The organism is Nocardiopsis sp. NPDC055551, assembly GCF_053619415.1.
Genome location: NZ_JBSHJJ010000013.1, coordinates 56093 through 82803, shown reverse-complemented (window position 1 = coordinate 82803; position 26711 = coordinate 56093). Strand labels below are relative to the sequence as shown.

The window sequence follows — 26711 nt, the reverse complement described above, 5'->3', positions numbered from 1 at the left end:
TCGCGACTCGAACGCCCCGGACTCCCGGAACCTACTCGCGAGTAAACAACCGGCTACATCCCATTGCATTGTGACAATGACCGTTGTAACGTTCCGGCAATGACTGTGGAGGAGATCACATGACGGCCCCCCTGCCTCGTCACCTGCGCCGGCTCCCCGGCCAGAACGCCATCGTCACCGGCGCTTCGGGAGCGTTCGGCGACGCGACCGTCGCGGTCCTGCGCCGCCTCGGCGTCAACGTCGTCGGCATCGACCGCAAACCCGGCCCCGGGGTCATCGCCTGCGACGTCACCGACGATCGACAGGTACGCGAAGGCGTCGCCGAGGCGGTGGAACGGCTCGGCGGCGGCCTGGACCTGCTCATCCACTACGCCGGCGTCGGCCCCTCCGTGGACATCGGCCACCTGCCCGACGCCCACGCCCACCAGGCGCTGGAAGTGAACCTCCTCGGCACCTGGCGGGTCACCGCCGCCGCCATGCCCCACCTCGTCCGCTCCCGGGGCCGCGTGATCGTCACCGCGTCCCTGCTGGCCAACCTCCAACTGCCGCTCGCCGGCGCCTACACCATCTCCAAGCGCGCGGTCTCGGCCTACGCGGACTGCGTACGCGCCGAATACGGCACCCACGTCGACGTCACCACCGTCTACCCGGGCTTCGTCGACACCCCGATCCACGAGAGTTCACGCGCCACCGGCGCCTCGCTCGACGGTGTCGTTCCGGCCGAGACCGAACGCGACACCGTCATGGCGGTGGTCCGGGCCGCCGGGGCCAAGCACGCCCCACGCGACATCGCCTCCACCGCCCTGGGCACCGCGGCCCTGCACCTGACCCGACACTTCCCGGGCGCCACCGAACAGATCGTGTCGCTCCAGCTCGGCCTGCTCCTCACGGACGGCACCTTCGCCGACGCGGAGATCGCGCGGGGGATCCACTCGCGCCACGGCACCCGGCACACACCCACCCCCCTCTCCTGAAGGAGGAGCCGATGACCGCCGAAATCGCGGGCAAGCCCAAGATCACCGACCGCGAGGACATCGCCAAGCGTCTCCTGCGCGGCTCCGCCAAGGCCTCCTACGACCCGCTCGTCGAGATCGACTGGGACGCCCCCGTCGACCCCGACATGTGGGCGATCCGCCCCGAGCGCATCTCCCTCTACGGCACCCACTTGTGGGAACGGATGACCGACGCCCAGCGCAAGGAGCTGTCGCGGCTGGAGGTGGCCAGCATCGCCACCATCGGCATCTGGTTCGAGACCATCCTCATGCAGATGCTGGTCCGGCACACCTACGACAACGACCCCACCACCCTGCACGTCCAGTACGCCTACACCGAGATCGCCGACGAGTGCCGGCACACGGTCATGTTCGCGAAGATGATCGAGAAGCTGGGGTGGGAGGCGCACAGGCTCGACCCGGTCGCCCACCAGCTCGGACGACTCTTCAAGACGATCGCGCACGGCCCGCTGATCTTCGCCGGCGCCCTGTTCGTGGAGGAGGTCCTGGACCAGTTCCAGCGCGAGACCATCCCGGACGAGGAGATCCTCCCCCTGGTGCGCGCGGTCGCGCGGATCCACGTGACAGAGGAGGCCAGGCACATGCGCTACGCCCGCGAGGAGTTCAAGCGCGACTGGCCGCAACGCGGTGCCCTCAACAAGGCCTACAGCCGCGTCGTGCTGGGTCTGGTCACGTACTACTCCGCGACCCGACTGATCAACCCGAAGGTCTACGAGCAGGTGGGACTCGACCCCAAGGAGGCCTACCGGGTCGCCAAGCGGAACCCGCGCTGGACCGACACCAAGACCTGGGCCTCCCGCAAGGTGGTCGACACCCTGGAGACGGCGGGCGCCATCTCCGGCCTGGGCCGGTACTTCTGGAAGAAGGCCGGGCTGCTCGGCCGCTGACCCGCGCCGGCACGATCCCCGCCCGGGACCCTCGTGCCCCGAGAACCCCGTCGTCGGAAGGCGGAACGCGCCACGCCTTCCGACGGCGGCCCCGACGCCGGGGCCCGAGAGCGAACGCGCCACGCCCTCGAGCCCCGGTCCCCCTCCCCCTGCGAGCGGTACGCACCGCCCCCCGGGGCATACCTACCGGTCGGTGAAGCAATGCGTCCCGATCGGGACCATGAAGGGAAGAGCGACGTGACCGAAGCAGTACCGCATTACCGGGTGGCCGTCATCGGCTCCGGTTTCGCCGGCATCGGCATGGCGGTCCGCCTCAGGCAGGCCGGGCTCAAGGACTTCGTCGTCCTCGAACGATCCGACGGCATCGGTGGAACCTGGCGGGACAACTCCTACCCGGGCGCCGCCTGCGACGTCCCCTCCCACCTGTACTCCTTCTCCTTCGCGCTCAACCCGAACTGGAGCCGCACCTTCTCCCCCCAGCCCGAGATCTGGGACTACATCAAGCGTGTGGCCGGGGAACACGGCGTCGACGAGCACGTGCGTTACGACAGCGACGTCGAGTCCGCACACTGGGAACCCGACCGGAACCGGTGGCGGATCGAGACCAACAGCGGAACCCTCACCGCCCAGTTCGTGGTCAGCGGGGCCGGTCCCCTCGCCGACCCCTCCGTCCCCGACATCAAGGGCGTCGACACCTTCGAGGGACGGTTGTTCCACTCCGCCGAATGGGACCACGACCACGACCTGACCGGCCGCAAGGTCGCGGTGATCGGCACCGGCGCCTCCGCCATCCAGTTCGTGCCACGGATCCAGCCGAAGGTCGGCCGGCTCACGCTCTTCCAGCGCACCGCGCCATGGGTGATGTTCCGCCACGACCGCGACATCACCGGGCCGGAGCGGTGGCTGTACCGGAACGTCCCCGGTGCCCAACAGGTCGCCCGCAAGAGCATCTACTGGGGGCGCGAGACCTACGTCCTCGGGTTCGCGAAGAGACCCTCGTTGCTGAAGGTCGTGGAACGGTTGGGCCGGGCCAACATCAACCGCAGCGTCAAGGATCCCGAGCTGCGCCGCAAGCTCACACCGAACTTCCGCGCCGGTTGCAAGCGCATCCTGATGTCCAACGACTACTACCCGGCGCTGGCGCGGCCCAACGTCGACGTGGTCACCGACGGCATCGTCGAGATCCGCCCGAACTCCGTGGTCACCCGTGACCCCTCCGGCCGAGAGAGCGAGCACGAGGTCGACACCATCATCCTCGGCACCGGCTTCCACGTCTCCGAACCGCCCATCGCCCGCCGGGTGTTCGATCCCGAGGGGCGCTCCCTCGCCGAACACTGGGGCACCGACGCGCAGGCCTTCCGGGGCACCACGGTCAACGGGTTCCCGAACCTGTTCGTGCTGGCCGGACCCAACACCGGCCTGGGTCACACCTCACAGGTGTTCATGATCGAGGCCCAGATCCGGTACACGATGCAGGCGCTCAAGTTCGTCTGCGGCAACCGGATCGACCGGCTCGAACCGCGGGCGCGGGCCCAACGCGCCTACAACGAGATGGTGCACGAGTCGATGCGGGGCACCGTGTGGGTGACCGGTGGCTGTGACAGCTGGTACCTCAACGAGGAGGGCCGCAACACCACCCTGTGGCCCACCTTCACCTGGAACTTCGCGTTGCGCACCCGCTGGTTCGACCCGCACAACTACGATCTGCGGCGGATCCGTTCGGCCCGTCGATCCGCTCGCACGAAGACCGCCGCGGTCTGACGGAGGAGGAACACCATGAGCGGTTTCGACGACGACGAAGAGGAGTACCAGGGCACGGTGACGGTCCTGTTCTCCGAGGACGCCACCGAGGGTCCCGAGGTCGAGGCGCACATCGCCGGCCACTTCTCCCCGCTGACCGGTGACTACCGCTGGACCGGACGGCTGTCCGCGCACCCGGACGTCAGCAAGGCCTACCAGGACGGGGTACGGGCCGTCGTGGTCCGCACCCCCGACGGTCACCGGGGCGTCGGCCGGCTGGAAGCCCCCAACCTGTGGGGAGGCCACCCCGTCAACGGAGTGGGCACCCCGCCCTACGCCGTCCCCCGGATCGTCCTGGATGACGACTGAGGGGATACAAGCGTCCCCCGGGTCACGCGCCGGCCCGGGGGACACCCCTTCCCCCACCCTTTTCCGCACCGACACCCGAAAGGTGATCCGATGGCGACACGACACGTGGGCCACGCACGGGAACTCCAGGTCCGTTCCGCCGACGGAACCCTGCTGCACGTGGAGGTCCGTGGCCCGGACGACGGTCCGACCGTGGTCTTCTCGCACTGCTGGGCGACCTCCCTCGCCTCCTGGGGTCGTGTGGTCCGACGGCTGGACCCCGGCCTGCGCGTGGTCCTGTACGACCAGCGCGGACACGGCCGCAGTCAGACCCCCATCACCAAGGCCGGCTACGGCACCGAGAAGCTCGCCGACGACCTGTGCGCCGTCCTGGCGGCCACCGTCCCCGAGGGGGAGAAGGTCGTGGTCGCAGGGCACAGCATGGGCGGCATGACGATCATGGCGTCCGCCCCGCGTGAGACCTTCCAGGAGAAGGTGGGTGCGGTGCTGCTCACCAACACCGGCAGCACCGACCTGACGGCGAAGTCGACGGCGATCCCCTTGCCGGGCCCACTCGGCACCCTCGGCGCGAAGATCTTCCTGACCGCGCCGCTCCCCCTTGGCCCGGCCACCCCGGTCAGCGAGCACATCTTCCGCTATCTGGTCATGGCCAAGGGCACCGACAAGGCGACCAGGCACCTGTGCGCCCGTCTGGTCCACGGCTGCGGCAGTGTCCCCCGGGGCGCGTGGGGACGGGTCATGACCACTTTGGAACTGGACGAATCCGTCCGCCGGATCACCGTCCCGAGCGTGGTCGTGGGCGGCTCCGAGGACAAGCTCACCCCGCCCTGGCACGCCCACCACCTCGGTGACCTCCTGGAGAACTGCGAGGAGGTGCGGGAGATCCCCGCCCTGGGCCACATGGGTCCGTTGGAGGTCCCGGGCACCCTCGCCGAGATCGTCGACAAGCTCGCCGTCGACCTCCCCACGCCCCGCTGAAGCGTTGGCCTGCCCGCCCCTCAGGCGGGCAGGTCGGCCTCCGCCAGGATGGTCTCCAGCTCCTCGATCCCGTAGTTGTCGACAATGAGGATCTCCGCCTGCGGGATCAGCCAGGAACGCTGCGCGTAGAGCATCATCTGGTTGACCGGAGAAAGCGAGTCCACGCAGGATCCGGGACCGAACCCGTACGAGGCCTCCTGTGCCCCGACCTCGACCGTGGTGTGCTCGAACTCCTCCAGGGACTCGCCTTCCTGCCACTCCCTCAACTCCGCCCAGTCCAGGCAACCGCCCGGGTCGGTCCCGGGGTGGAACCGTTCCTGAACACCGTCGGGCCCCACGATGGGCTGCCACGTTTCGCCCCCGTAGGCGATACCACCCGGGCCGAGCACCTGGACGTGGTGGCATTCGTGCTGCTCCACCGGCAGGCCCCAGGTCCAGTCGACCTCCTCACATCCCTCCTGGCCGCCGGGGTAGAGGAGCATCCATTCCTCGGTGACCCGTTCCTCTTCGACGGAGAAGTTCCCGAACTCCTCTTCGATGGTCAGGGCGGTCCATCCCTCGGGGAGGGTGAGCGTCATCCCCCGGAACTCCGCCCGTTCCAGGTCCGGTTCGGTGGCGGGGTCGGAGGCTGCGACGGTCGCCTCTTCCTGTCCGGGGAGGATCGGCTGGTCGGAGTACATCCGACCGCCGACCCAGGCGCCCGTGACGACGGTGACGGCCAGGGTCGAGGCGACGACGGAGGCGGTGACCTTGCCCATCCCCGCGACGATGCCCGCGCCGGCGGACTTGGCCGCGACCGCTCCCGCACCACCTCCGGCCAGGGGCGCCGAACCCGACAGCAGCGCCACCGAACCGGCGGCGACCCAGGTCCCGCTTCCCCGGACCACCGGGAACCCGGTCCACACCCGTCCCAGGAGAGCGCGCAGGCGTTCGCGCGGCCCCTCGGTCCGCTCACCGGCACCGGCCAGGTCGAGCAGTCTCGTGAACGCCTCCACCGCGCTGGGCCGCTCGGCCGGGTCCCGGGACAACGCCGCTGAAACCAGCGGCAGGAGCTCCTCGGGGACACCCTCCAGCTCGGGTTCGGACGTGCGGGTCCTCGCGATGAGTGTGGCGGTGTCCCCCTTGCCGAAGGGCCCGTGCCCGGTCGCGGCGTAGACGACCAACCCGCCCCAGGCGAACATGTCGACGGCGAGGGTGTCCCGTCCTCCGTCCAGGCGCTCGGGGGCGACCCATCCGGGGGTACCGAAGATCCCCTTCTCCGGGACGTGGTCGTCGGTGGCCCTGGCGATGCCGAAGTCGAGGACCTTGGGGCCGGTCGGGGCCAGGATCACGTTGGCCGGTTTGAGGTCGCGGTGCATGACACCGGCGTGGTGCACCGCGGCGAGCGCCTCGGCGGTACCGGCCGCGAAGGACAGGAGGCGTTCTCCGGTCAGCACCCCGTGTTCACGGACGTGGTCCTTGAGGGTGCCGCCCGGCACGAACTCGATGGCCATCCAGGGGCTCTGGGCGTGGGGGTCGGAACCGAAGAAGGCCGGGGAGCACTCGGCGTCGACCCTGCTCAGGAGTTCGGCCTCCCGGGCGAACCCCGCACGGAAGACGGGATCGGCGGCGTAGCGGGGGTGGACGACCTTGACGGCGACGTGCCGGTCGGTGGGGTCGAGCGCACCGTAGACCACGCCCATGCCTCCCTCGCCGAGCCGGCCGACCAGCCGGAAGGGACCGACGACGACCGGATCGCCCTGGGCCAAGGGAGTGAACGCGGTGGGTAAAGAGGCTTCGGACGGGACCGCTGGGGGGCGCATGGGGTCTTCTCCTCGCATCGGGGTATCCGATGGGACTACCCGAGGGAAAGATTCGTTCGCCGAAGGGGCCGGGGCCCGCCCGCCCGCTCAGGCAGGGTCGCGCGTCAGGGTGGGGATCACGTGTTCGGACACCTCGGAGTGCACCTGGTGCAGGCGGGCCTGGACGGCACGACGGAGTTTGGCCAAGCACTCGACCAGGGTGATGTCGTCGCCGACCATGCCACCCTTGGCCACCACCGGAGTTCCGTCGAGCGGGCCCCCGCTGAGGTGACCATGGATCGCCAGGGGCACCACCTCGCCACCGACGTCGAAGGCGTGCACACCGAGCTCGTCCAGGACACTGGCGACCAGGTCGCCGCCGGTCAAGTAGAGGCCGCTGGGCAGAGCGTGGGGACCCACCCTGTCGGCGAGTTCGTCGACCACGTCGGAGACCAGACCCGCGAGCCGACCGGGCAGTTCGGCGCGGGCCTGGGGTGGCAGCTCCCGAACGTCCTCGGAACCGGTGACCAGCCGCAGCACGCAGAGTTCGGGGAAGCCCGAGGACGACAGGTGTTCGGTGAGCTCTTCGGCGACCGTGTCGGCGTGGTCGTCTTCGGGGTCGCTGAGCCGCACCGCGTCGACGTCGACGAAGCGCACCGCGCCGGTACGGGCCACGGTGGCCAGCTGTCGCCGGGTGAGTTCGGTGGTACTGCCGGCCACCGCCAGCATGGGGCCGCGCGAGCCGGCCTGGCCGCGCAGGCGCAGGGCGTAGGCGAGCAGCGCTCCGGTGGGTCCGGGGTCGACGGCCACCCAGACCGTGCCGTCGGAGTGGTGCGCCGAGGCGGCGGCCTCCGCGATGTCGGTGAGGTGCTGTTCGGTGGAGGCGTCACAGACCACGACCGGTTCGTCTCCGGCGAGGAGTTCGGCGGTGAGCAATTCCTGGGTGATCCGCCGGATCGGCACGTGCCGGACGGTCAGGTCGGTCTGGGCGCCCAGGATGTCGGCCACCACGCTGGTGGTCATCGGGAAGAGCGGGTCCCTGGCCAGGTCGGTGTGTTCCAACGGAACGCCGTTGACGAGCTGCACCCCGTCCTCGGTGATGCGACCGGAACCGGGGAAGGCGGGGGTGAACAGCACCCGCACCCGGGTCCCCGAGGGCACTCGTTCCCGAACGGCGTCGTAGGCGGCCTCGACCTCGGCGCCGATGTTGCCGCGCAGGGTGGTGTCGGTGCGCTTGACCACTAGCCCGACCGGCCACACCGCCTCGATGACGTCGGTGACCAGGTCGGCCGCCTGTTCGGCGGGGACGTGGCGGCTGTCCAGGTTGGCCACGACCACGTCGTAGTCACCGGCGACCCTGCTGACGTGTTCGGGGGTCACCGTCGCCACCCGCATTCCGGTGCGGGCGAACCTCGCGCCGGTGGCGTTGGCACCGGTGAGGTCGTCGGCGACCACGAGTACCTGGGCCACGGGTGTCTCCCTTGCGCTTGAAGCTCGGTGAACTCCCTCCAACATAGAGCCAAGGGCGGGTCGAGACGTCTTCTGCCAGGTCGGTACACGACCGCGCCCCGACCAGCGAAGCGATCGGGGCGCGGAAGGGAACGGAGCATACCGACGGGTTCAGGCCTGGGAGCGCGGACCCGCCGAGGTCAGAGTCAGGTCGGCGTAGCGCTCGCCCTCCACCAGATCGGTCAGACCGTCGAGCTCGTGAAGCTCGGATTCGGTCAGGTTCAGGTCCACCGCGGCGGCGTTCTCGTCCAACCGGTGCGTTTTTCTCGTACCCGGGATGGGCACTACGGGCAGGCCCCACACGTCGGTGCGCCGCTGCACCCAGGCCAGCGCGACCTGGCCCGGGGTGGCGTCGTGGACTCCGGCGATACGAGTGAGCGGTTCCAGGATGCGATTGTTGGCCTTGAGCCGCTCATCGGCGAACCGGGGCTGGTGACGGCGGAAGTCGTCATCGGCCAGATCGTCGCTGGTGGTGATCGTGCCGGTGAGGAAACCGCGCCCCAATGGGGAGTAGGGGACGAAACCCACCCCGAGCCGGACGCACTCCGGGACTACGGCCTCCTCCACGTCACGGCTCCACAGCGACCACTCGGTCTGCACGGCGGCGATCGGATGAACGGCGTGGGCACGGCGCAGTTCGCCGGCGGTCACCTCGGACAGCCCGAGGTGGCGGACCTTGCCCTGGGCGACCAGTTCGGCCATGGCGCCGACGGTCTCCTCGATGGGGACCGCCATGTCGACCCGGTGCATGTAGTACAGGTCGATGACGTCGGTGCCCAGGCGACGCAGGCTGGCCTCGGCCGCCCGACGAACGTAGGCGGCGTCGCCCCGAACCGGTCGGGCGTCGGGGTCGTCGGTCCTGAGGATGCCGAACTTGGTGGCCAGGACGGCGTCGTCGCGACGCCCCTTCAGCGCCCTTCCGACAAGTTCCTCGTTGGCCCCGCGCCCGTACATGTCGGCGGTGTCCAGGAAGGTGACGCCGATGTCGAGGGCGTGGTGCAGGGTGTGGACGGACTCGGCCTCGTCTCCGGGTCCGTAGAACTCGCTCATCCCCATGCAGCCGAGTCCTTGGGCGGGAACGGTGGGACCGTTGTCTCCGAGAACGGTGGTGCGCACGATGGCTCCGATTTCGTTGGTGTTCGTCGTGGACGGGTGCCCCGGTGAGGGACGTTACGCCGCGCTCTCGCGCGGCAGGGTACGCATGACCAGCAGACGGCAGGCGACCATGCAGACCAGGAAGAGCACGGCCATCGGAAATAGGCTGTCGACCTCCAGAAGGGAGGAGCCGAGCATGATGAGGCCGGCGAAGAGCATGAGGCAGAAACCGAGCCAGGAGCTGGCCAGACCGGTCATTTCCGGGAAACGGGAGACTCCCGCCCCCATGAGGTTGGGGTAGAGGACACCGGCGAAGAGAACGATCACGGCGGAGGGCGCCGTCAGCACCCACAGGTTGGGCTCGGTGAGCGCGGCTCCGGCGACCATGGCCACCGCGGCGACGACCGATCCGGTGGAGGCGACCTGGAACTTGAGCCGGTTGGTGACCGAGGCCGGTAGGAGCCGGTTGCTGAACACCCCGACGAAGTAGGCGGCGCCCATACCCAGGGCGATCGCTCCGTACAGCGCGGGTGAGTATCCCATGACGTCCTGTACCAGGAAGGGGCCGATGAGGTTGAAGGTCAAAAGCACGCCGTAGCACAGGCCCATGGACAGGTAGATGCACGTGAACACTCCGTCGCCGAGGATGGTGGCGGTGCCCGAGGCCAGGTTCTTGATGTTCAGCGGCCGGGGGGACTCGTGGGTCTCCCGGTAGACGACCCCGACCATGAAGAGCAGCATCACGCCGTAGGCGACCAGGAAGTACAGGCTGTACTCCCAGTTCAGACGGGTGTGGAACCAGGCTCCGATGACCGGGGCGATGATCGGCCCCAGCCCCCAGGAGACCACCATGTAGGTCATGACGGTCCCGAGGCGGGTGCCGCTGAAGCGGTCCGCCGCGATCGCCTTCATCACCACGGAGGCCGCGGTGATACCGAGACCCTGGATGACGCGAGCGGCGACGAAGACCCAGATCGAGGCGGCGAACAGACTGAGCACACCGCCGAGCAGGTACAGGGTGATCCCGATGAGCAGGGAGCGTCTACGGCCGATGGCGTCCGAAAGCGGCCCGTAGAACAACTGACCGACGGAGAACGCGATCAGGTAGAGGGTGACGCTGAGCTGGACCGCGTTCTGGGTGGTCTCGAAGGCTCCCACCATGGCCGGCAGCGACGGGACGTAGATGTCGATGGCCATCTGGCCGATCGGGGCCAGCAACACGATCAGCCAGATGAGGAACGTGTCGCTGTTGGCCGCTCTGGCCCGGCGACGAGTGGTGGAGGAGAGGTCGGGACCGGACGCGGCCCCGGAACCGGAAGAGGGTCCGGTGGTGGTCATCGACGTTCCTTCTTTCGTTGGGAGGTTGGACCGGCCGGTGGTCCTGTGAGGGGGTGCTCCCGTTCCAGGAGCATGCCGGTCCAGGTGAAGCCGGCTCCGGCTCCGATGAGCAGTACTCGCTCGCCCGGTTCCGGGTCGGCCCTGTGTGTCCAGGCGTCGAGCCCGGCGATCTGGTCGGCGGTGCCCAGGTGTCCGACGGTGGCTCCGAACGACCACAGGGAGCGATCCGCTCCACCGGGGAGTTCGGGGAAGTAAGAGCTCTCCAGCAGTGGTCGGCCGAGGTTGGGGTACACCACCGCCCGGATCCCGTCCGTCTCACCCCCGGGCAGTAGCGCATCGCGTATGGACGCGACCGCGGCCCGGGTGAGCTCCCCCAGGGCCTCTCCACCGTGTCTGCTGAGGAAAGCGCGTTTGCTCGCCCGCATGTCGTGTTCAATGGCCAGACCCTCGTGCGTCTCGGCGGCGGGACGATCGTCGCGGTGCAGGCCCTCCAGTGAGGGCTCCGACACCGAGTGCACGGCACGGATCCGCCAACCGCGACCGTTCGATGCGCCGATGACGGCGGCGGACGCCCCATCTCCGTAGACGATTCCGTAGTCGCCGGTGAAGCGGTCGAAGGACGAGTCGGAGAATCGGTCGGCGGCGACGACCAGCACCGCCTCGTTTCCGCCGGCTCTGCCTTTGAGGACGTCGGCGGCCACGTCCAACAACAGAAGTTGGGCGTTGCAGCCCTGATGGACGTTGAAGGGGAGGGAGTTGACGCAGCCGAGCCGTTCCTGGAGCCAGGACGCCGGCGACCACATCCTCCTGTGTCCGTGCCGGTGGATCGAGGTGAACACCACCATCCGCACGTCCCCGGCGTCGACACGGGCCTGATCCAGGGCTCGCCGCGCGGCGATCAACCCCATGTCCCCGGGATACAGCTCCGGTTCCACGCACACGGTGTCGTAGCGGTAGGCGAGGACACGTTCCCTTTCCCGTGCGGGGAGGTCGCCCACCGCCCGCTGTACTTCGACACGCTGCTCGGGCAGGTAAGAGCCGGTCCCGAGGAGGTTCAGGACGTCGTTCACCGGACCGTTTCCGTTCTTCGGGTCGGAAGCTGACTCCACTCATGGGCCAGGCCGTCGAGGCGCGCGCGCACGAAGGCCCGTTCGGGCTCCGTGGTGGCCTCACGCATGGTCTGGAGTAGACCCGACACACTGGTGCTCCGGGCGACCCGTTGCGCGGCGGGACGCCTGACCGCCTCGTATCCGTCCAACAGCTCGGTGGGGGCTCCGGACAGAACCGTCTCCAGGCGTCCGGCCAGATCCACGGCGTCGGCGAATCCGGTGTTCATGGCCTGGCCGCCCGCCGGCGAGTTCACGTGCGCGGCGTCGCCCGCCAGCAGGGCGCGGCCGACCCGGAACCGCTCGGCGAGGCGTTCGTGCACCTGGTAGTGGGTGACCCGGTCGATGGTGGCCATGTGCAACCGGGAACCGAACCCGAGCCCGTCGACGGTTCCGCGGAAGACGTCAGCGGCCAGGACCTCTTCTCGCTCCATGCGGCGGGAGGTCACCGGCCCGGCGATCCGCATCCGGCCTCCGGGCAGGGGCAGCACGGAGACCGCGCCCTTGGGGCCGACGAACATGGCCGACTCGTCGTGGAACGTGGTGAGTGAGTCTCCCGGAATTCCCTCCGCGAGCAGGTAACTCATCGGGAGGGTGATTCCTGGAAAACCCACACCCAGATGTGCGCGGACCGCGCTGCCGGCACCATCCGCGCCCACCAGGTAGCGTGCGCGGACCCGTGTCGTCGGGGCCACTCCGTCGGCCCGGCGTGTCTCGGCCAGGAGGTGACCGGGTTCCTCCCGGTGACCCGTGTACTCGACACCGCGCAGCAGGCGACCGCCCAAGGACAGGTAGAGCCGCTCCAGGACACGTTCGACCTCTGGTTGGGGAACGTTGAGATAGTAGGGATGGCATGTGGGCAGGTCGGCGAAGTCGACGGTGTAGTCGGCGCCGTCCAGGACGTGGAAGACGATCCTTCGCATGCGCAGCGCCACACCCTCGATCCGGCCACGCGCTCCCAGCCCCTCCAGCCATTCCAGGCCGGCGGCGTGCACCATGACGGCGCGGGCACGGGGGTCGATCTCCAAAGCACGGTCCACGATCACGCAGTCGATACCGCGTCGCCTGAGTTCGCATCCCAACGCGAGCCCGGTGGGCCCCGCGCCCACCACCAGGACTTCGCAGTTCGCGGCGGCTTCCGAGCGGTCTGTTCCGCCCATCCGGTCACTCCCCTTCCGGGGAGAGAGGGCACCGAATGCCGAGAGTGGTCTGTACGACCTCACCACGCCGCCCTCCGCATCGACCAGTCAGCCAGCACGCACCCGCATCGGCAGTCCTCACCGTGATGGAGTTCGGCGGGGGCCGGCATGTGGGGATCCAGCACCGACCAGCCACGCTCGGCCGCGTGGGCCAACAGCTCCGGGTCGGAGCCCACCACGTGGGGGTGTCCTACCGCCTCCAACAAGGGGAGGTCGCTCGAGTGGTCACCGTAGGCGTGGCTGCACCGCAGGCACAGCCCGCGGGCCACGGCGAGCTCCCGTGCCGCCGTGCCCTTGGCCGTTCCGATCATCGGCCGCTCGACTTCTCCGGTAAGTCGCCCCTGTTGGACCACGGGTCTGGTCCCATGGACCTCGTCCGCCCCCAGCCCGTCGGCTATGGCGTCCAGACAGGCGAAGAAGGAACCCGACAGCAGGATCGTGCGCGTCCCCTCGGCACGATGGCGGCGTAACGCTCGGACGGAGGCCGGCAGGAAGAACCCCGGGCGTCCGCGGTTGGCCTTGAACCAGCGCGTGCCCTCCCTCGCCAGGGCTTCGTAGGGTTCGCCCCGATAGAGCCGGTAGTAGGCGCGGTTGACCTGTGCGCGGGAGGATCCATCGGCGGCCATGCGGCGCAGGTCCGCGGTGATGCGGTCGTAGGCGGAGCTCGGCTCGCCCCGCGCACGCAGATAGTGATCGAGGAAGTCGAACATGCTCTTACCCGACAGAAGCGTCTCGTCGACGTCGAAGAACGCGCCCTGGCCGGGGGCTCCGTGTCGGCAGGCGAACAGTGTGCTCATCGTGGCCATCACCCCTTGGCCTCGACCAGCCCGGCCGGTTCCGCGTAGACATCCCAGTCGCCCCTCCCGGAATCGGCGAGGTAATGGTGGAGGGCGCGTCCCGCGCGGCGGTGTTCGATCTCGTGGAGCGTCTCCGAGGCGAAGGCCGTGAACTCGACCTCGGATCGGGAGGAACGTCGGCCACCTTGTTCGATGTCGACGGTGACACCGAACCCGAGGCGTCCGGGGTCTTCGAGGTCGGATCGGTGGACCCGGTAGTGAATGCTCGCGTCCAGGGGGAACAGAAAGTTCTCGAAGGTGGTGGCCAGCGAGTCGATGACGAAGTAGTAGTACCGGTGAGGGTGGCTGGAGGCGTGGTAGCGCTCGGTGACGGCCAGGAACATCTGGCGTACGGCTTCGACGGCCACCATGCCTTGGACGTGCTGGCCGGTCTGGTGGTCCAGGAGGAGCTCGTTGTCCGCGTGCAAGCGTAGAGAGGCCCGGTACTCGTCCTCGTCGACCCGGACGAGGTCGGCGACCAGGACGTTCTCGACACGGCACTTGTGCGCCTCGCCACGGCCCACGATGTCGGGGACCCGATCCTGGAAGAGGACTCGTTCCCACACTCCTCTGGCCCGGAGCACGGCGTGTACGTACTCCCACTCGTACTCACCGATTCCTTGACCCGCCAAAATGACGAGTGGGTGAGCGAGGTCGTCGTATTCTCCGTCGCGTACCGCCTTCGTGAAGGCACGCAGGGTGCGGACCTGTTCTTGTGCGGCGAACCCCGCGAAGCGGTCGCCGACGATACAGAGGGCGGTTTCGGGCTGCTCGAACATGTTCACGCCTTTCCACTGACTGATCCGTGTGTCGAACCTGGATGCACTGGTCCATGAGTGATCGGATCGCCGGGCCAAGGGCGAGTGTCCGTGTGTTTCAGGGGCTTGCCGGTTCCCTCCGGGGGAGCGAGGCCCCACCGCGGTCGGTGTCCTCTTCGGAAGCGCTGTGCCAGCATGCAAAACCAACTAGTTGGTTGTCAACGCGAAAAGACGCCGCCCACCGTCCGGATCCGGACACGTGACCTGCGACACGCGTATCCGAGGGACGCGCCACCTTGAGAAACCAACTGGTTGGTGCCCGGCTACCCTGAGAACATGAGACGAACCGAGGTCACGCGCACGCTTCTCCTGGACGCCGCACGGCGGGAGTTCGCGGACCACGGGATCGCCGGCGCACGGGTGGATCGGATCGCCGAGCGCGCGGGCGTCAACAAACAGCGCCTCTACGCCTACTTCGGTGACAAGGAACGGCTCTTCCAACACGTCGTCACCAACGCGCTGGACGAACTCTCCACAGCCGTGGAGCTCCAAGGCACCGAGCCCTCCGAGTACGTACGGCGGGTCCACGAGTTCCACCGCGACCACCCCGACCTGCTGCGGCTGCTGCTGTGGGAGTCCCTGCACTACGGAGACCGCACCCTACCCGGCGAGGACGAGCGCGCGGCCTTCTACACCGGCAAGGCCGGCGACCTCGCCGAGGCCATGGGCGAGGAGCCCTCCCAGCGCACACGGCTGCTACTGCTCACCCTCATCGGCGTGGCGGCCTGGCCGAACATCGTTCAGCAACTGTCCCGGATGGTCCTGGGCCGTGACCCGCACACTCCGGAGGCACGGGAGGAATTAACCGATTTCCTGGCCTCCTTCGTCCACTCCGCGATCGAGTCCGCTCAGGACACCGGAGGAACGCCCCCCGAAGAGCACATGCCCTGAACACCACGGAGTCAGCCCTTGGGCAACTCCACCACCGTTCGGGTCCGGGCACTGTGGCGGGCCGCCTCGATGACCTCCAGTCCATGGATCACCTCGTGCGGGTCCACCGGCAGTGGTTCGCCCTCGCCGACCGCGTCGCGCACCCCGACGTAGAACTCCTGGTAGGCGCCTCGTTCGCCGGGTACCGGCCGCGACTCCCCGTCGACGCCGAGCGTGCCCCACTCGCCCTCGGGCAGAACGCCCCAGTCGGGGGCCGTGGGGTTCTCCCCCGCGACCAGACGCGCTTCCTGTCCGTCCATGCCGTAGGAGGTGTAGCCGCCTCGATCGCCCAGCACCCGGAATCGGGGGCCGTTCCGCGCGCTCAGGGCGCTCATCCACAGGTGGGATCGGGTGCCACGGGTGTGTTCCAGCGCGAGGAACACGTCGTCGTCGGCGCGCGCCCCGTCCCGCAGGGCGTCCACCTCGGCGTAGACCGAGGTGACCGGGCCGAACAGGTTGACGGCCTGGTCGATCAGGTGCGGGCCCAGGTCGTACAGCAGGCCGGCACCGTGCTCCACGCTTCCGCTCTCCCGCCACGTCCCCTTGGGCTCGGGTCGCCAGCGCTCGAATCGGGACTCGAACCGGTGGATCCCGCCCAGGGATCCCTCCTCGACGATCCCCCACAGGGTGAGGAAGTCGGCGTCCCAGCGGCGGTTCTGGTAGACGGTGAGCACCTGGTCGAGGTCGGTGGCCAGGTCGGTGAGTTCGCGGGCCTCCTTGGCGGTGAGCGCGAACGGTTTGTCCACGACCACCGCGAGCCCGGCCTCCAAGGCCGCTCGGGCCAGCGGGGCGTGGGTCTCGTTGGGGGTGCTCACGACGGCGATCTCGTAGCGTCCGGCGTCGGCCCACAGCTCCTCGACGGAGGGATACACGGCCACGTCGGGATAGCGTTCGCGCGCGGCGGCCTGCCGGGCGGGCGACCCGGTGACCACGGCGGACAGCCGCAGGCCGGGGACGGCGTCGATGAGGGGCGCGTGGAAGACCTCCCCGCCCTTGCCGTAGCCGATGAGGGCGACGTGCAGTTCGGGTCCGTCGTGCTCGGGGATGCCCTGACCGGGGCTGGTGGGTGCGTCGACCATGCCACCAATGTACTTTTCCCGCCGGTCCTCCTCCGACCCGCCCGCCACAGGCAGGTCAGAACGATGAACCCCCTGCACACAACAAACCAACGCAAGATTTCGGATTGTTACGCAAGATTTTGCGCGAAGTCTGGACATCGGGTCGAAATCCTACTTACATCGGTACACGCATGACCCGGATCACAAGCGCCGTACAGCGTGAGTACGTGCCGAAGGAGCCCCCCTTGCCCAGAAGCGGCTACCGCCCCCTGCTCCCCGTGGCCGCGGCCACGGGGGCCCTCGTCCTGTTGGTCTCCGGCTGTGACTACCTCAGTGGAGGTGGCGGCGGCACCGCCGACACCTCCGACATCGACTGCTCCCCCTACGAACGGTGGGAGGACACCGGTGGCACCGTCTCCGTCTACGCCTCCATCCGTGACGAGGAGGGCGAGCGGCTGGAAGAGTCCTGGGCCGACTTCGCCGCCTGCGCCGGGATCACCGTCCAGTACGAGGGCAGCGGTGAGTTCGAGGCCCAGTTGCCCATCCGTCTGGACGGCGGCAACGCTCCCGACCTGGCCTTCATCCCACAGCCCGGCCTCCTGGAGCGCTCCGTCGAGGACGGCCACGCGGTTCCGGTCGCCGACGGCGTCCGCGAGAACATCGAGGCCGGTTGGAGCGAGGACTGGCAGGGCTACGCCACCGTCGACGACGAGCTCTACGGTTCTCCGCTCGGCGCCAACATGAAGTCCATGGTCTGGTACTCCCCCGCCTTCTTCGACGAGAACGGCTACGAGGTCCCCCAGACCTGGGACGACATGATCGCGCTCAGCGAGGAGATCGCCGCCGACGGGACAAAGCCCTGGTGCGCCGGTTTCGAATCCGGTGACGGCACCGGCTGGCCCGGCACCGACTGGATCGAGAACACGCTGCTGCGCACCTCGGGCACCGACGTCTACCACGACTGGATCTCCAACGACGTCGCCTTCGACTCCCCCGAGGTCGTCGAGGCCTTCGACCTGGCCGAGGGCGTCCTGCGCAACGAGGACTTCGTCAACGGCCCGTTCGGCGGCGTGGACAGTATCGCCGTCACCTCCTTCCAGGAGGCCGGCCTGCCCCTGCTCGACGGTGGCTGCGCCATGTACCTCATGGGCTCCTTCTACGCCGCCCAGTTCGAGGAGGACGTGAACATCGGCGAGGACGGCGACGTCTACGGCTTCGTGCTCCCGGGCATGGAGGCCGACGGCGAGGTGCCGATCATGGGCGGTGGTGAGTTCACCGTGGCCTACGACGACCGCCCCGAGGTCACCGCCATGCACGAGTACCTGTCCTCCGTCGAGTTCGCCGACAAGCGCGCCTCCCTCGGTTCGTGGGTCTCCGCCCACCAGGACCTGGACCGGTCGCAGCTGCCCGACCCGACCGATCAGTTCACCGCCGAGGTCCTGAGCGACCCCGACACCGTCTTCCACTTCGACGCCAGCGACACCATGCCCTCCTCCATCGGCACCGACGTCTTCTGGACCGCGATGATCGACTGGGTGACCGGCTCCGACACCGAGGACGTCCTCGAAACCGTCGAATCCGCCTGGTAACCCGGCCCCCGGCCCGCCGGGGCGGAGCGTGCGCACACGCGCGCCTTCGCCCCGGCCACCCCTCCCAAGGAACCACCCATGGAGTTCTCGCTCCTGTCCGAGCTGCCCAAGCTCGTGTGGATGCTCATCGGGATCGTCGCGTTCCTCGCGGTCATCGGCCTGATGCTGATCCTCATCGACGTCCCCCGTACCCGCCGGGACCGTTGGCAGGCCTTCCTCTTCCTCGCCCCCGCACTGATCCTGTTGGTCGGCGGGCTGGTCTACCCTGTCCTGCGCACCACCTGGCTGTCCTTCTTCGACCGCACGGGCACCGAGTTCGTCGGTCTCGCCAACTACCTGTGGATGTTCCAGCGCCCGGAGATCCTCCTGGTTCTGCGCAACACCCTGCTGTGGGTGCTGTTCGCACCGGTCCTGGCCACGGCGATCGGGCTGCTGTACGCGGTGCTCATCGACAGGTCCCGATTCGAGTCGATCGCCAAGTCGCTGGTGTTCATGCCCATGGCGATCTCGTTCGTGGGCGCCGGCATCATCTGGCGGTTCGTCTTCGCCTATCGCCCGGCCGACCAGGAACAGTACGGCCTGTTCAACCAGATCGTGGTCTGGTTCGGCGGTGAACCCAGACTGTGGCTGCTCGACCAACCCCTCAACACCTTCCTGCTCATCATGGTGCTCATCTGGGTCCAGGCCGGGTTCGCGATGGTGGTGATGTCCGCGGCGATCAAGGCCATCCCCGCCGAGATCGTGGAGGCCGCCCGGATCGACGGGGCCGGCCCCTGGCAACTGTTCACCCGGATCACCCTCCCCTCGGTGTGGCCGACGCTGCTGGTCGTCATCATCACCATCACTGTGCAGACCCTGAAGGTCTTCGACATCGTCCGCACCATGACCGCCGGCAACTACGGCACCAGCGTGATCGCCAACGAGATGTACAGCCAGGCCTTCCAACAGGGGCAGGTCGGTCAGGGCTCGGCCCTGGCCGTGATCCTGTTCGTCCTGGTCATCCCGCTGGTCATAACGCAGATCCGGCGTACGCGCAAGACGAGGGAGCAGCTGTGAGCCGCCCGACCCCCACGGGCGGGGAGACCGCCCACACCGTCCCGGACGTGCGCGCCGGCGCCGCCGCCCGAGTACGCCGACGGTTGAGCGGCGGCGCGGCGAGCCTGATCGCCCTGGTCATCGCGGTGGTGTGGACACTGCCGACCGCGGGGCTGTTCGTCTCGTCGTTCCGCCCGGCCGAGCAGATTCGCACCACCGGCTGGTGGACGTTCTTCGCCGACCCGAGGATCACCCTCGACAACTATCGGGACGTGCTGTTCGGCAGTGCCGGTGACGGTCGCCTGGCGTCCTACTTCGTCAACTCGCTCGCCATCACCCTGCCGGCCACGATCTTCGTGCTGGGCGTGGCGGCCTTGGCGGCGTACGCGCTGGCGTGGATCGACTTCCGAGGCAGGGACTGGCTGTTCCTGGGCATCTTCGCGCTCCAGATCGTCCCGTTGCAGATGTCCCTGGTGCCGTTGCTGCGCTTCTTCTCCCAGGGCGTGACCATCGCCGGGGTGCGGGTGCTGCCCGCCTGGGAACTGGGCGGGGCCATGGACTTCACCAACGTGTGGGTGGCGCACACCATCTTCGGCCTGCCGCTGGGCATCTTCCTGCTGCACAACTTCATCTCGCAGCTGCCGAAGTCGCTCTTCGAGGCGGCGCGTGTGGACGGCGCCGGGCACGGCAGGATCTTCGCCCGGATCGTGCTGCCGCTGATCGCGCCCGCCCTGGTGTCCCTGGGCATCTTCCAGTTCCTGTGGGTGTGGAACGACCTTCTGGTGGCGCTGATCTTCACCGGTGGCGACATCTCCACCGCGCCCTTGACGGTACGGCTGGCCGAACTGGCCGGAACCCGAGGAGAGGCCTGGCACCGGCTCACCGCGGGCGCGTTCGTGTCCATGGTGATCCCGCTGCTGGTGTTCTTCCTGCTCCAGCGGTACTTCGTGCGGGGTCTGCTCGCCGGCAGCGTCAAGGGCTGAGGGGTCTCAGCCCGCGCGCAGAGCCGTGCGGGCGGCCTCCAGCGTGGTGGTGCGGTAGGCGGCGCCGAACAGGCACAGGTGCACCAGCAAAGGGTGCAACTGGTGCAGCGCCACCCTGCCGCGCCACCCGGCGGACAGCGGCGCCACCTCGTTGTAGGCGTCCCGCACCCGGTCCAGGTAGGGCAATCCGAACAGGGACAGCATGGCCAGATCGGCCTCACGGTGACCGCCGTGCGCGGCCGGGTCGATGAGCACCGCGTCCCGTTCGCGCCAGAGCACGTTGCCGTTCCACAGGTCGCCGTGGACGCGCGCGGGCGGTTCGACCTCGCCCGCCAACCGCGCCACCGCGTCCACGACCCGCTCCACCTCACGGGCGTCTCCCGGGGTGAGCGAGCCCTGGTCCCGGGCCTGACGCAGGTAGGGGCGCAGCCGCTGTTCGGCGTAGAAGGTGGGCCAGTCGTGGCTCGGGGTGTTGTCGAGCGGCAGCGGTCCGATGAAACCGGGCCATTGCGCGCCGAACGCGTCCGCGCCGGTCAGGTGGGTACCCGCGAGCTGACGGCCGAGCCGTTCGGCGGCGCCCGGCGAGGGCTCGTCCTCCGCCACCCATGGCAGCACCAACAGGTGTTCGTCCCACCCCTGCGGAGTGATCACCGGGGAGCCGAAGCATCGTCCCAGCCACTCCAGGCCGCGGGCCTCGGCGGTCAGCACGCCCATGGCGGGCGAACCTCGCGTCAGGGACTTGACGAACAGGCGGGTTCCGTCACCCAACTCCGCGTAGGACAGGGTCCAGTCGTGGCTGGTGCCCGCCTTGGCGGCGCGTCGCACCTCTCGGCCCAGCAGCGCCGAGATCCGGTCGGCGAGCGTGCCGGTCAACGGGTCGCGGCGGGGGCCCTGTGGTCCCCGCGGCCCGTCCGGCCCGTGTCCTCCGGCGCCGGGGCCTCTTCCCCCGGTGCCGCGCAGGTGCGCGATCGGCTCGCCCTCCACCGTCTCAGTCCCGCAACCGGGTGACGAGTTCGTTGGTCAGGCCCTTGGCGGCGGCCTCCACCATGTTCAGGACCGCGGTGAAGCCGTCGTCTCCCCCGTAGTAGGGGTCGGGCACCTCGGGGTTGGGCCCGACGCCCGGGGCGAAGGAGCGGAACAGTCGGAGCCGGGAGATGTCGAACCCGAACTCCTCTCCCCGCTCGTCCACGACCCGGCGCAGGTCGTCGAAGTTGTCCAGGTCCATGACCAGGATCAGGTCCCGGTCGGCCAGGTCGGAGGACCTGAACTGGCGGGCGGTGTGGTCGGTCAGGTACCCGTGCACGCGCAGGGTGGACGCGGCGCGGGGATCCATCCCACCGCCCACGTGCCAATCGCCCGTGCCGGAGCTGTCGACCCGCACGAGGTCGCTCGTCCCGGCACGTTCGAGGTCCGCGGTGAGCACCTTCTCCGCCATCGGCGATCGGCAGATGTTTCCCAGGCACACCACGCTGACGCGGTAGGGACCGGCGGGGTCACGCGGTTCCGGCAGACTCATGTCTCTTACCGTAACGAAGATCCGCCGCGCCCACCCGTTCTGGCACGGTGCGTGTGCGCCCCACCGCCGATTTCCCCGCCGCTTCGGCTCCCGTCAGCTCTTCGGCAGGCGCACCACGGTCACGAAGAAGTCGTCGATCTGCCGCACCACGCGGATGAACTGTTCGAAGTCCACCGGTTTGGGCACGTAGGCGTTGGCGTGCAGGCGGTAGCTGCGCAGCACGTCCTCCTCGGCCTCGGAGGTGGTGAGCACGACCACGGGGATGTGGGCCAGGTCGTCGTCGCTCTTGACCTCCTCCAGGACCTCCCGACCGTCCTTTCGGGGCAGGTTGAGGTCGAGGAGGATCAGGTGGGGGCGCGGCGCGTCGGCGAACTCGCCCTCACGACGCAGGAAGCGGAGCGCCTCGACGCCGTCCGAGACCACGTGCAGGCGATTGCCCAACTTGTGTTCCTCGAACGCCTCCTTGGTCATCAGGACGTCACCGGGATCGTCCTCGACCAGCAGCACCTCGATGGGATGCACCAACATGACCTCGCTCAAGCTTCCAGACCCCTATACGGGCCCCGACCGGTGACCGGGCGGTGCCGTACCGCCGGTGTCCTCTGAGGGCGGGGGACCGTCCCCCTCCGGTTCGTCGACCGGGGGTTCGGTCTCCGACTCGGTGACACCGGACTCTCGTGTGGTGGTCGGCGCCTCGTCCGCGGGGGCGGACTCGACGGCCTCGATGCCCTCGACGCCGTTAACGGCCTCGGTGGCCGGTTCGGTTCCCTCGTCGGTCTCCGACGCGGTGACCTGCTCGGCCTCCGCCTCGGTGTCGACGGGCAGAGTCCAGCATATGCGGGTTCCGGTCCGGTCGGAGTCCGCCTCGTCCGTGGTTTCGGACCCCTCGGGATTGTGCACGTTCACCGAACTCGTGTCCAACCACATACGACCACCGTGGAACTCGATGATCTTCTTGCACATGGCCAGGCCGATCCCGGTACCGGTGTACTTGTCCCGCGTGTGCAGGCGCTGGAAGATGACGAAGATGCGTTCGGCGTACTGGGGTTCGATGCCGATGCCGTTGTCGGAGCAGGAGAACACCCATTCGTCGCCCTCGCGTTCCACCTCCAGGCGTACCTCGGGCGCCTCATCGCCGCGGAACTTGATCGCGTTGCCCACGAGGTTGAAGAAGACCTGGGTGAGCAGGGTGCGATCGCCCTGGACACTGGGCAACGGATCGCCGGTGACGACGGCGTCCGTGTCCTCCAGGCTCCTCTCCAGACTGCTGAGGGCGTCCTCCAGGGCCGTGTTCAGGTCCACGGTCGCGAAGTTCTTGGTGCGCCCCACCCGGGAGAAGGCCAACAGGTCGTTGATGAGGGTCTGCATGCGCTTGGCGCCCTCGACCGCGAAGTCGATGTAGGAGTCGGCGCGCTCGTCCAGCTGACCGTGGTAGCGGCGCTGGAGGAGTTGGCAGAAACTGGCCACCTTGCGCAACGGTTCCTGGAGGTCGTGCGAGGCGACATAGGCGAACTGCTCCAACTCCAGGTTGGACCGGCGCAGTTCCTCGGTCTGGTGTTCCAGGAGACTGGACTGCTCCTGGAGCTTGCGTCGGGCGGAGGCGACCTCGTCCAGGTCCTGCACGATGCGTTCGCGCATGGCGTCCACGTCGTGGCCGAGCTGAACGATCTCCGGCGGCCCGTGCAGGACGATGCGGTGGGCGTAGTAACCCTCGGACACCTGACGCATGTGCCCGGCCAGGTCCTCCATGGGACGCAGCACCCATTGCTGGAGCATCACCCACAGGAACACCGACATGAACACCACGACCAGGCCGACGAGCACGAGCAGCGCCACGACCTGCTGGGTGGCCAGGGTGAGGCCGCTCTGGGCCTCGGCGATCTCGTTCTCCAGGTGGTTGGTGGTGGCGTCGGCGGCCCGGTTGAGTTCCAGGAAGAGGACGCGTCCGCGCTGGAGGTCCTCCTGCGTGGGCGCCTCGCCCGCGCGCACCTTCTCCGAAACCGGTTCGGCGAAGTCCTCGCTCCACACGTCACCGGCCTCGATGAGCTCCTCGACCTTGGGCGCGACGTCCTCGTTCTCCTCGGCCAGCATGCTGAGGGCGTTGCGGTACTCGGCCAGCGACATGCGCTGCTCGGTGTAGGGCTGGAGGAAGTCCCGGTCCCCGGTGAGGATGTAGCCCCGCAGGGCGTGGTCCTGGCTGAGGTAGGCCGATCGGGTCTGCTCGACGGTGCTCAGCCCGGGGGTGAGCGACTCCACCTGAAGGGTCAGGGAGTCGCGGGCCTGGAAGGCGGCGAGGGTGATCACCGACACGGCCACCACCAGGACGACGGCGACGACCGTCAGCAGGCTGGTGACCCGACGGCGCAGACTCCAGGAGTGGCGGGCGGGATACATGTCCCGGGTCAGTGCGCCGATGGCGGGCGAGGAGGTCGCGGTGGACACGTGCTCGTCCCGTTCCCGCCCGGGCCCCTCCTCCCCACCGTTCTCGGAGCCGGTCGAGGGATCGGTGTCCATGGTGCGGTCTTCCTCCCCGGTGGGGCTCAAGCGGGTTCTCCGTGGCTGATGAGCAACATCGCCACGTCGTCCTGGAGCGGTCCACCGTTACTGCGCTCCGCCTCGTCCACGAGGTGTTCGGGCAGGTTGTTCAGGGCCACGCCCTGGCTCAGCACCCCGTTGACCAGGTTGCGCAGACCGGCGACCTCCAGGCGCATGGGCGGCCCGCCGTCGTAGGCGTCGACCAGGCCGTCGGTGTAGAACAGCAGGCTGGTCCCGCGTGGCAGGAGGATCTCGGTGGACTCCTCCTGGTCGACGGGGAAGACACCCAGCGGCGGCTGTGGCGGGGCCTGGATCTCCTCGGCGACGTGGTCGACGACGAGCAGCGGCGGAGGGTGACCCAGGCTGCGGATGCGGGCGCGCTCGCTACCGGTGTCGAGGCTGGCCATGCACAGCGTCGCGTACATCTCCTCCTGCGCGCGCTCGCTGACCAGGAGCCGTTCGAGGTTGGGCAGGATCAGCTCCTCGGGGACACCGCTCATCACGAAGGCGCGCCAGGCGATGCGCAGGCTGACGCCGAGTGCGGCCTCGTCGGGCCCGTGCCCGCTGACGTCGCCGATGATGACGTGCGTGGTGCCGTCCTTCTCCACGGCGTCGTAGAAGTCGCCGCCGACCAGGGCGCGCTTGCGGCCGGGCCGGTAGTAGGCACGGTGGCTCAGGGGCGAGCGCTCCAGCAGGACCTGGGGCAGCAGACCGCGTTCCAGACGCATGTTCTCGCGTGCGCTCAGTCGGGCCTCGCGCAGCTGGCGGGCGTTCTCGTCGGCGCGGCGCCGCTCCAGTGAGTAGCGCAGGCTGCGTGCGAGTAGGGACCCGTCGACCTGGCCCTTGACCAGGTAGTCCTGGGCGCCGGCGGAGACCGCGGCGATGCCCTCGTGCTCGTCGTCGAGTCCGGTGAAGACGACGACGGCGGCGGCGGGTGCGCCGTCGAGGACCTCGCGCAGCAGGTCGAGCCCCTGCGCGTCGGGAAGGTTGAGGTCCAACAGGACGCAGCCGCGGAAGCCCTTGAGGTGCTCACGGGCGGCCTTGAGGGTGGACACCCAGGTGATGCGGGTGGTGAGCACTGTGTCCGCGAGGAGTTCCTCGGCGAGAAACGCGTCGCCGGGGTCGTCTTCGATCAGCAGGACGTCAACCGATTCGACGGTAGCCTCCACCCGGTCGGTCAGGATGGTGTCGTCGACCAGGGAGGCGCCGCCGTCCCCGGTAGCGCCTCGTGCGGCCTCGGCCGCTCCGTCACCGATCACCTCGATGGGATCGTGCCCTGTTCTCCTGGTATCCACTCATCGCCTCATGGTTCACGGTCCGTGGGACGCGCCGGCACGCCACCGACCCGGGGTGGGCGCCTCGCCCCCGCGCGGTTCGGACCGCACGACACCCAAACGATAAACGCCCCACCGACCACTTGACCAGGCGAGGAGACGAGAGACATATGACTCGGCCGAAGAACCCCGGTCACGCCTGTGACTCAGAACACCCGGAGCGGGCCCTTCGTCCATATTTTCACGACAGAGTGTCGTATTCTTCTTGACAGGCGCGGATACCTAAATGACATCATGTCATAAACGCGCCCAATGGAAAGAGGGAGAGTGTCGATGAGCATCACGGCCCCGGCCCCCGCTTCGAACACCGGCCCCACCCAGGCCACCGACACCCCGTCGTTCTCCGAGCGCCTCAAGGCCGCCACCTGGAGCGACCACGCCGCGGCGGAGCACCACGGCTTCACCAAGGCGCTCTTGGAGGGCGAACTCTCCCTCGACGGCTACACCGCCATGGTCGCCCAGCACTACTTCGCCTACCTCGCCCTGGAGCGGGTGGGACGCGCACTGACCGACGACCCGATCGCCGGCCGCTTCCACTACCCGGAACTGGAGCGCGTCCCGGCGCTGGAGGCCGACCTGGAGCGGCTGCTCGGCGCCGATTGGGCGGACCGCGTCTCTCCGAGTCCGGCCACCCGTACCTACGTGGCGCGCATCGAGCAGATGGCCGACCACCCCGAGGGGTTCGTCGCCCACCACTACACGCGCTACATGGGCGACGTCTCCGGCGGACAGTTCATCCGCCGGATCGCCGCCAAGGCCTACGGGTTCTCCGACGGAGCCGGCGTGGCCTTCTACGACTTCGGTTCCCTGGGCAGCCTGCCCAAGTTCCGTACCGGGTACCGCGAACGCCTGGACGCCCTGCCCCTGGACGAGGGCGCCGCCGCCTTCCTGGTCCAGGAGACCCGCCTGGCCTACCAACTCAACACGGAGGTCCTCGCGGACCTGGGCCGCCGGCACGTCTGAGCGGTGTTCCCCAGCGCCACCACCGGCGCCTCGTCCCACCCGTCGCCCGCCACCACCCCCAACGGACGGCCTGACGGCCGACGGTCCTCTTTCCTTCGG

At 68.8% G+C, this 26711-nt stretch carries 24 protein-coding genes; 10 read left to right on the top strand and 14 right to left on the bottom strand.

The genetic code is table 11. The features are described 5' to 3' along the window. Positions 1–119 precede the first annotated feature (119 nt). The 5 genes from ACWGSK_RS22440 to ACWGSK_RS22420 all read left to right on the top strand — a co-directional run bounded on the left by ACWGSK_RS22440 (position 120) and on the right by ACWGSK_RS22420 (position 4987). Entirely contained in the window at positions 120–974 is an 855-nt protein-coding gene (locus tag ACWGSK_RS22440; protein ID WP_452456647.1) for an SDR family NAD(P)-dependent oxidoreductase, read from the top strand. An 11-nt stretch (positions 975–985) separates the two neighbouring features. Continuing rightward, the gene (locus tag ACWGSK_RS22435; RefSeq protein WP_452456646.1) at positions 986–1900 is read left to right on the top strand and encodes an AurF N-oxygenase family protein; all 915 of its coding nucleotides are present in this window, start codon (positions 986–988) and stop codon (positions 1898–1900) included. A 237-nt stretch (positions 1901–2137) separates the two neighbouring features. Further along, a complete protein-coding gene (locus ACWGSK_RS22430) occupies positions 2138–3661 on the top strand; it encodes a flavin-containing monooxygenase (RefSeq protein WP_452456645.1) in 1524 nt (507 codons plus the stop codon). A gap of 15 nt (positions 3662–3676) precedes the next feature. Then, positions 3677–4009 (top strand): DUF4873 domain-containing protein, encoded by a 333-nt coding sequence (locus ACWGSK_RS22425; RefSeq protein WP_452456644.1) that lies wholly within the window; start codon positions 3677–3679, stop codon positions 4007–4009. 90 nt (positions 4010–4099) lie between these two features. Continuing rightward, positions 4100–4987: an alpha/beta fold hydrolase gene (locus ACWGSK_RS22420; RefSeq protein WP_452456643.1), complete on the top strand. Its 888-nt coding sequence runs from the start codon at positions 4100–4102 to the stop codon at positions 4985–4987. A 20-nt stretch (positions 4988–5007) separates the two neighbouring features. Here the strand turns inward: ACWGSK_RS22420 and ACWGSK_RS22415 are convergent, their stop codons facing one another. From ACWGSK_RS22415 to ACWGSK_RS22380, 8 genes are all read right to left on the bottom strand, one after another. Beyond that, positions 5008–6789 (bottom strand): serine/threonine-protein kinase, encoded by a 1782-nt coding sequence (locus ACWGSK_RS22415; RefSeq protein ID WP_452456642.1) that lies wholly within the window; start codon positions 6787–6789, stop codon positions 5008–5010. Between the two features lie 87 nt (positions 6790–6876). Then, a complete protein-coding gene (locus ACWGSK_RS22410) occupies positions 6877–8238 on the bottom strand; it encodes a four-carbon acid sugar kinase family protein (RefSeq protein ID WP_452456641.1) in 1362 nt (453 codons plus the stop codon). 150 nt (positions 8239–8388) lie between these two features. Continuing rightward, entirely contained in the window at positions 8389–9393 is a 1005-nt protein-coding gene (locus ACWGSK_RS22405) for an aldo/keto reductase (protein WP_452456640.1), read from the bottom strand. 54 nt (positions 9394–9447) lie between these two features. Then, on the bottom strand, positions 9448–10710 hold the full coding sequence (locus ACWGSK_RS22400) for a multidrug effflux MFS transporter (RefSeq protein ID WP_452456639.1): 1263 nt from the start codon (positions 10708–10710) through the stop codon (positions 9448–9450). Next, entirely contained in the window at positions 10707–11780 is a 1074-nt protein-coding gene (locus tag ACWGSK_RS22395) for a ketoacyl-ACP synthase III family protein (protein WP_452456638.1), read from the bottom strand. The genes ACWGSK_RS22400 and ACWGSK_RS22395 overlap by 4 nt, the downstream gene beginning before the upstream one ends. Then, positions 11777–12976, bottom strand: coding sequence for an FAD-dependent monooxygenase (locus tag ACWGSK_RS22390; RefSeq protein ID WP_452456637.1), 1200 nt, complete (start codon positions 12974–12976; stop codon positions 11777–11779). Before ACWGSK_RS22390 ends, ACWGSK_RS22395 begins: the two co-directional genes overlap by 4 nt. Positions 12977–13035: 59 nt before the next feature. Next, positions 13036–13812 (bottom strand): HAD family hydrolase, encoded by a 777-nt coding sequence (locus ACWGSK_RS22385; RefSeq protein WP_452456636.1) that lies wholly within the window; start codon positions 13810–13812, stop codon positions 13036–13038. An 8-nt stretch (positions 13813–13820) separates the two neighbouring features. Next, positions 13821–14630: an AfsA-related hotdog domain-containing protein gene (locus ACWGSK_RS22380; protein WP_452456635.1), complete on the bottom strand. Its 810-nt coding sequence runs from the start codon at positions 14628–14630 to the stop codon at positions 13821–13823. A gap of 315 nt (positions 14631–14945) precedes the next feature. On the opposite strand from ACWGSK_RS22380, the gene ACWGSK_RS22375 reads away from it, so the two are divergent. Beyond that, complete coding sequence (locus ACWGSK_RS22375; protein WP_452456634.1) at positions 14946–15560, top strand: TetR/AcrR family transcriptional regulator; 615 nt, start codon at positions 14946–14948, stop codon at positions 15558–15560. An 11-nt stretch (positions 15561–15571) separates the two neighbouring features. On the opposite strand, the gene ACWGSK_RS22370 is transcribed toward ACWGSK_RS22375, so the two are convergent. Beyond that, positions 15572–16678, bottom strand: coding sequence for a Gfo/Idh/MocA family oxidoreductase (locus ACWGSK_RS22370; protein ID WP_452456633.1), 1107 nt, complete (start codon positions 16676–16678; stop codon positions 15572–15574). Positions 16679–16902: 224 nt separating this feature from the next. Between ACWGSK_RS22370 and ACWGSK_RS22365 the strand changes: the two genes are divergently transcribed. The 3 genes from ACWGSK_RS22365 (at position 16903) to ACWGSK_RS22355 (ending at position 20264) form a co-directional block, all read left to right on the top strand. Next, complete coding sequence (locus ACWGSK_RS22365) at positions 16903–18246, top strand: ABC transporter substrate-binding protein (RefSeq protein WP_358504457.1); 1344 nt, start codon at positions 16903–16905, stop codon at positions 18244–18246. 78 nt (positions 18247–18324) lie between these two features. Continuing rightward, entirely contained in the window at positions 18325–19302 is a 978-nt protein-coding gene (locus ACWGSK_RS22360; RefSeq protein ID WP_358504460.1) for a carbohydrate ABC transporter permease, read from the top strand. Next, entirely contained in the window at positions 19299–20264 is a 966-nt protein-coding gene (locus ACWGSK_RS22355; protein WP_452456632.1) for a carbohydrate ABC transporter permease, read from the top strand. Before ACWGSK_RS22360 ends, ACWGSK_RS22355 begins: the two co-directional genes overlap by 4 nt. A 6-nt stretch (positions 20265–20270) precedes the next feature. Here ACWGSK_RS22355 and ACWGSK_RS22350 read toward each other — a convergent pair whose 3' ends face one another. From ACWGSK_RS22350 to ACWGSK_RS22330, 5 genes are all read right to left on the bottom strand, one after another. After that, positions 20271–21248, bottom strand: coding sequence for a fructosamine kinase family protein (locus tag ACWGSK_RS22350; RefSeq protein ID WP_452456631.1), 978 nt, complete (start codon positions 21246–21248; stop codon positions 20271–20273). 4 nt (positions 21249–21252) lie between these two features. Continuing rightward, positions 21253–21780: a low molecular weight protein-tyrosine-phosphatase gene (locus ACWGSK_RS22345; protein ID WP_452456630.1), complete on the bottom strand. Its 528-nt coding sequence runs from the start codon at positions 21778–21780 to the stop codon at positions 21253–21255. Between the two features lie 93 nt (positions 21781–21873). Further along, positions 21874–22308 (bottom strand): response regulator, encoded by a 435-nt coding sequence (locus ACWGSK_RS22340; RefSeq protein WP_026117172.1) that lies wholly within the window; start codon positions 22306–22308, stop codon positions 21874–21876. A 24-nt stretch (positions 22309–22332) separates the two neighbouring features. Next, entirely contained in the window at positions 22333–24174 is a 1842-nt protein-coding gene (locus ACWGSK_RS22335; RefSeq protein ID WP_452456709.1) for an ATP-binding protein, read from the bottom strand. Positions 24175–24320: 146 nt separating this feature from the next. Continuing rightward, positions 24321–25580 carry a PP2C family protein-serine/threonine phosphatase gene (locus ACWGSK_RS22330; protein WP_358504566.1) on the bottom strand — a complete coding sequence of 420 codons (1260 nt, stop codon included), beginning with the start codon at positions 25578–25580 and terminating at the stop codon, positions 24321–24323. 342 nt (positions 25581–25922) lie between these two features. On the opposite strand from ACWGSK_RS22330, the gene ACWGSK_RS22325 reads away from it, so the two are divergent. Then, the gene (locus ACWGSK_RS22325; RefSeq protein ID WP_358504469.1) at positions 25923–26612 is read left to right on the top strand and encodes a biliverdin-producing heme oxygenase; all 690 of its coding nucleotides are present in this window, start codon (positions 25923–25925) and stop codon (positions 26610–26612) included. Positions 26613–26711 lie beyond the last annotated feature (99 nt).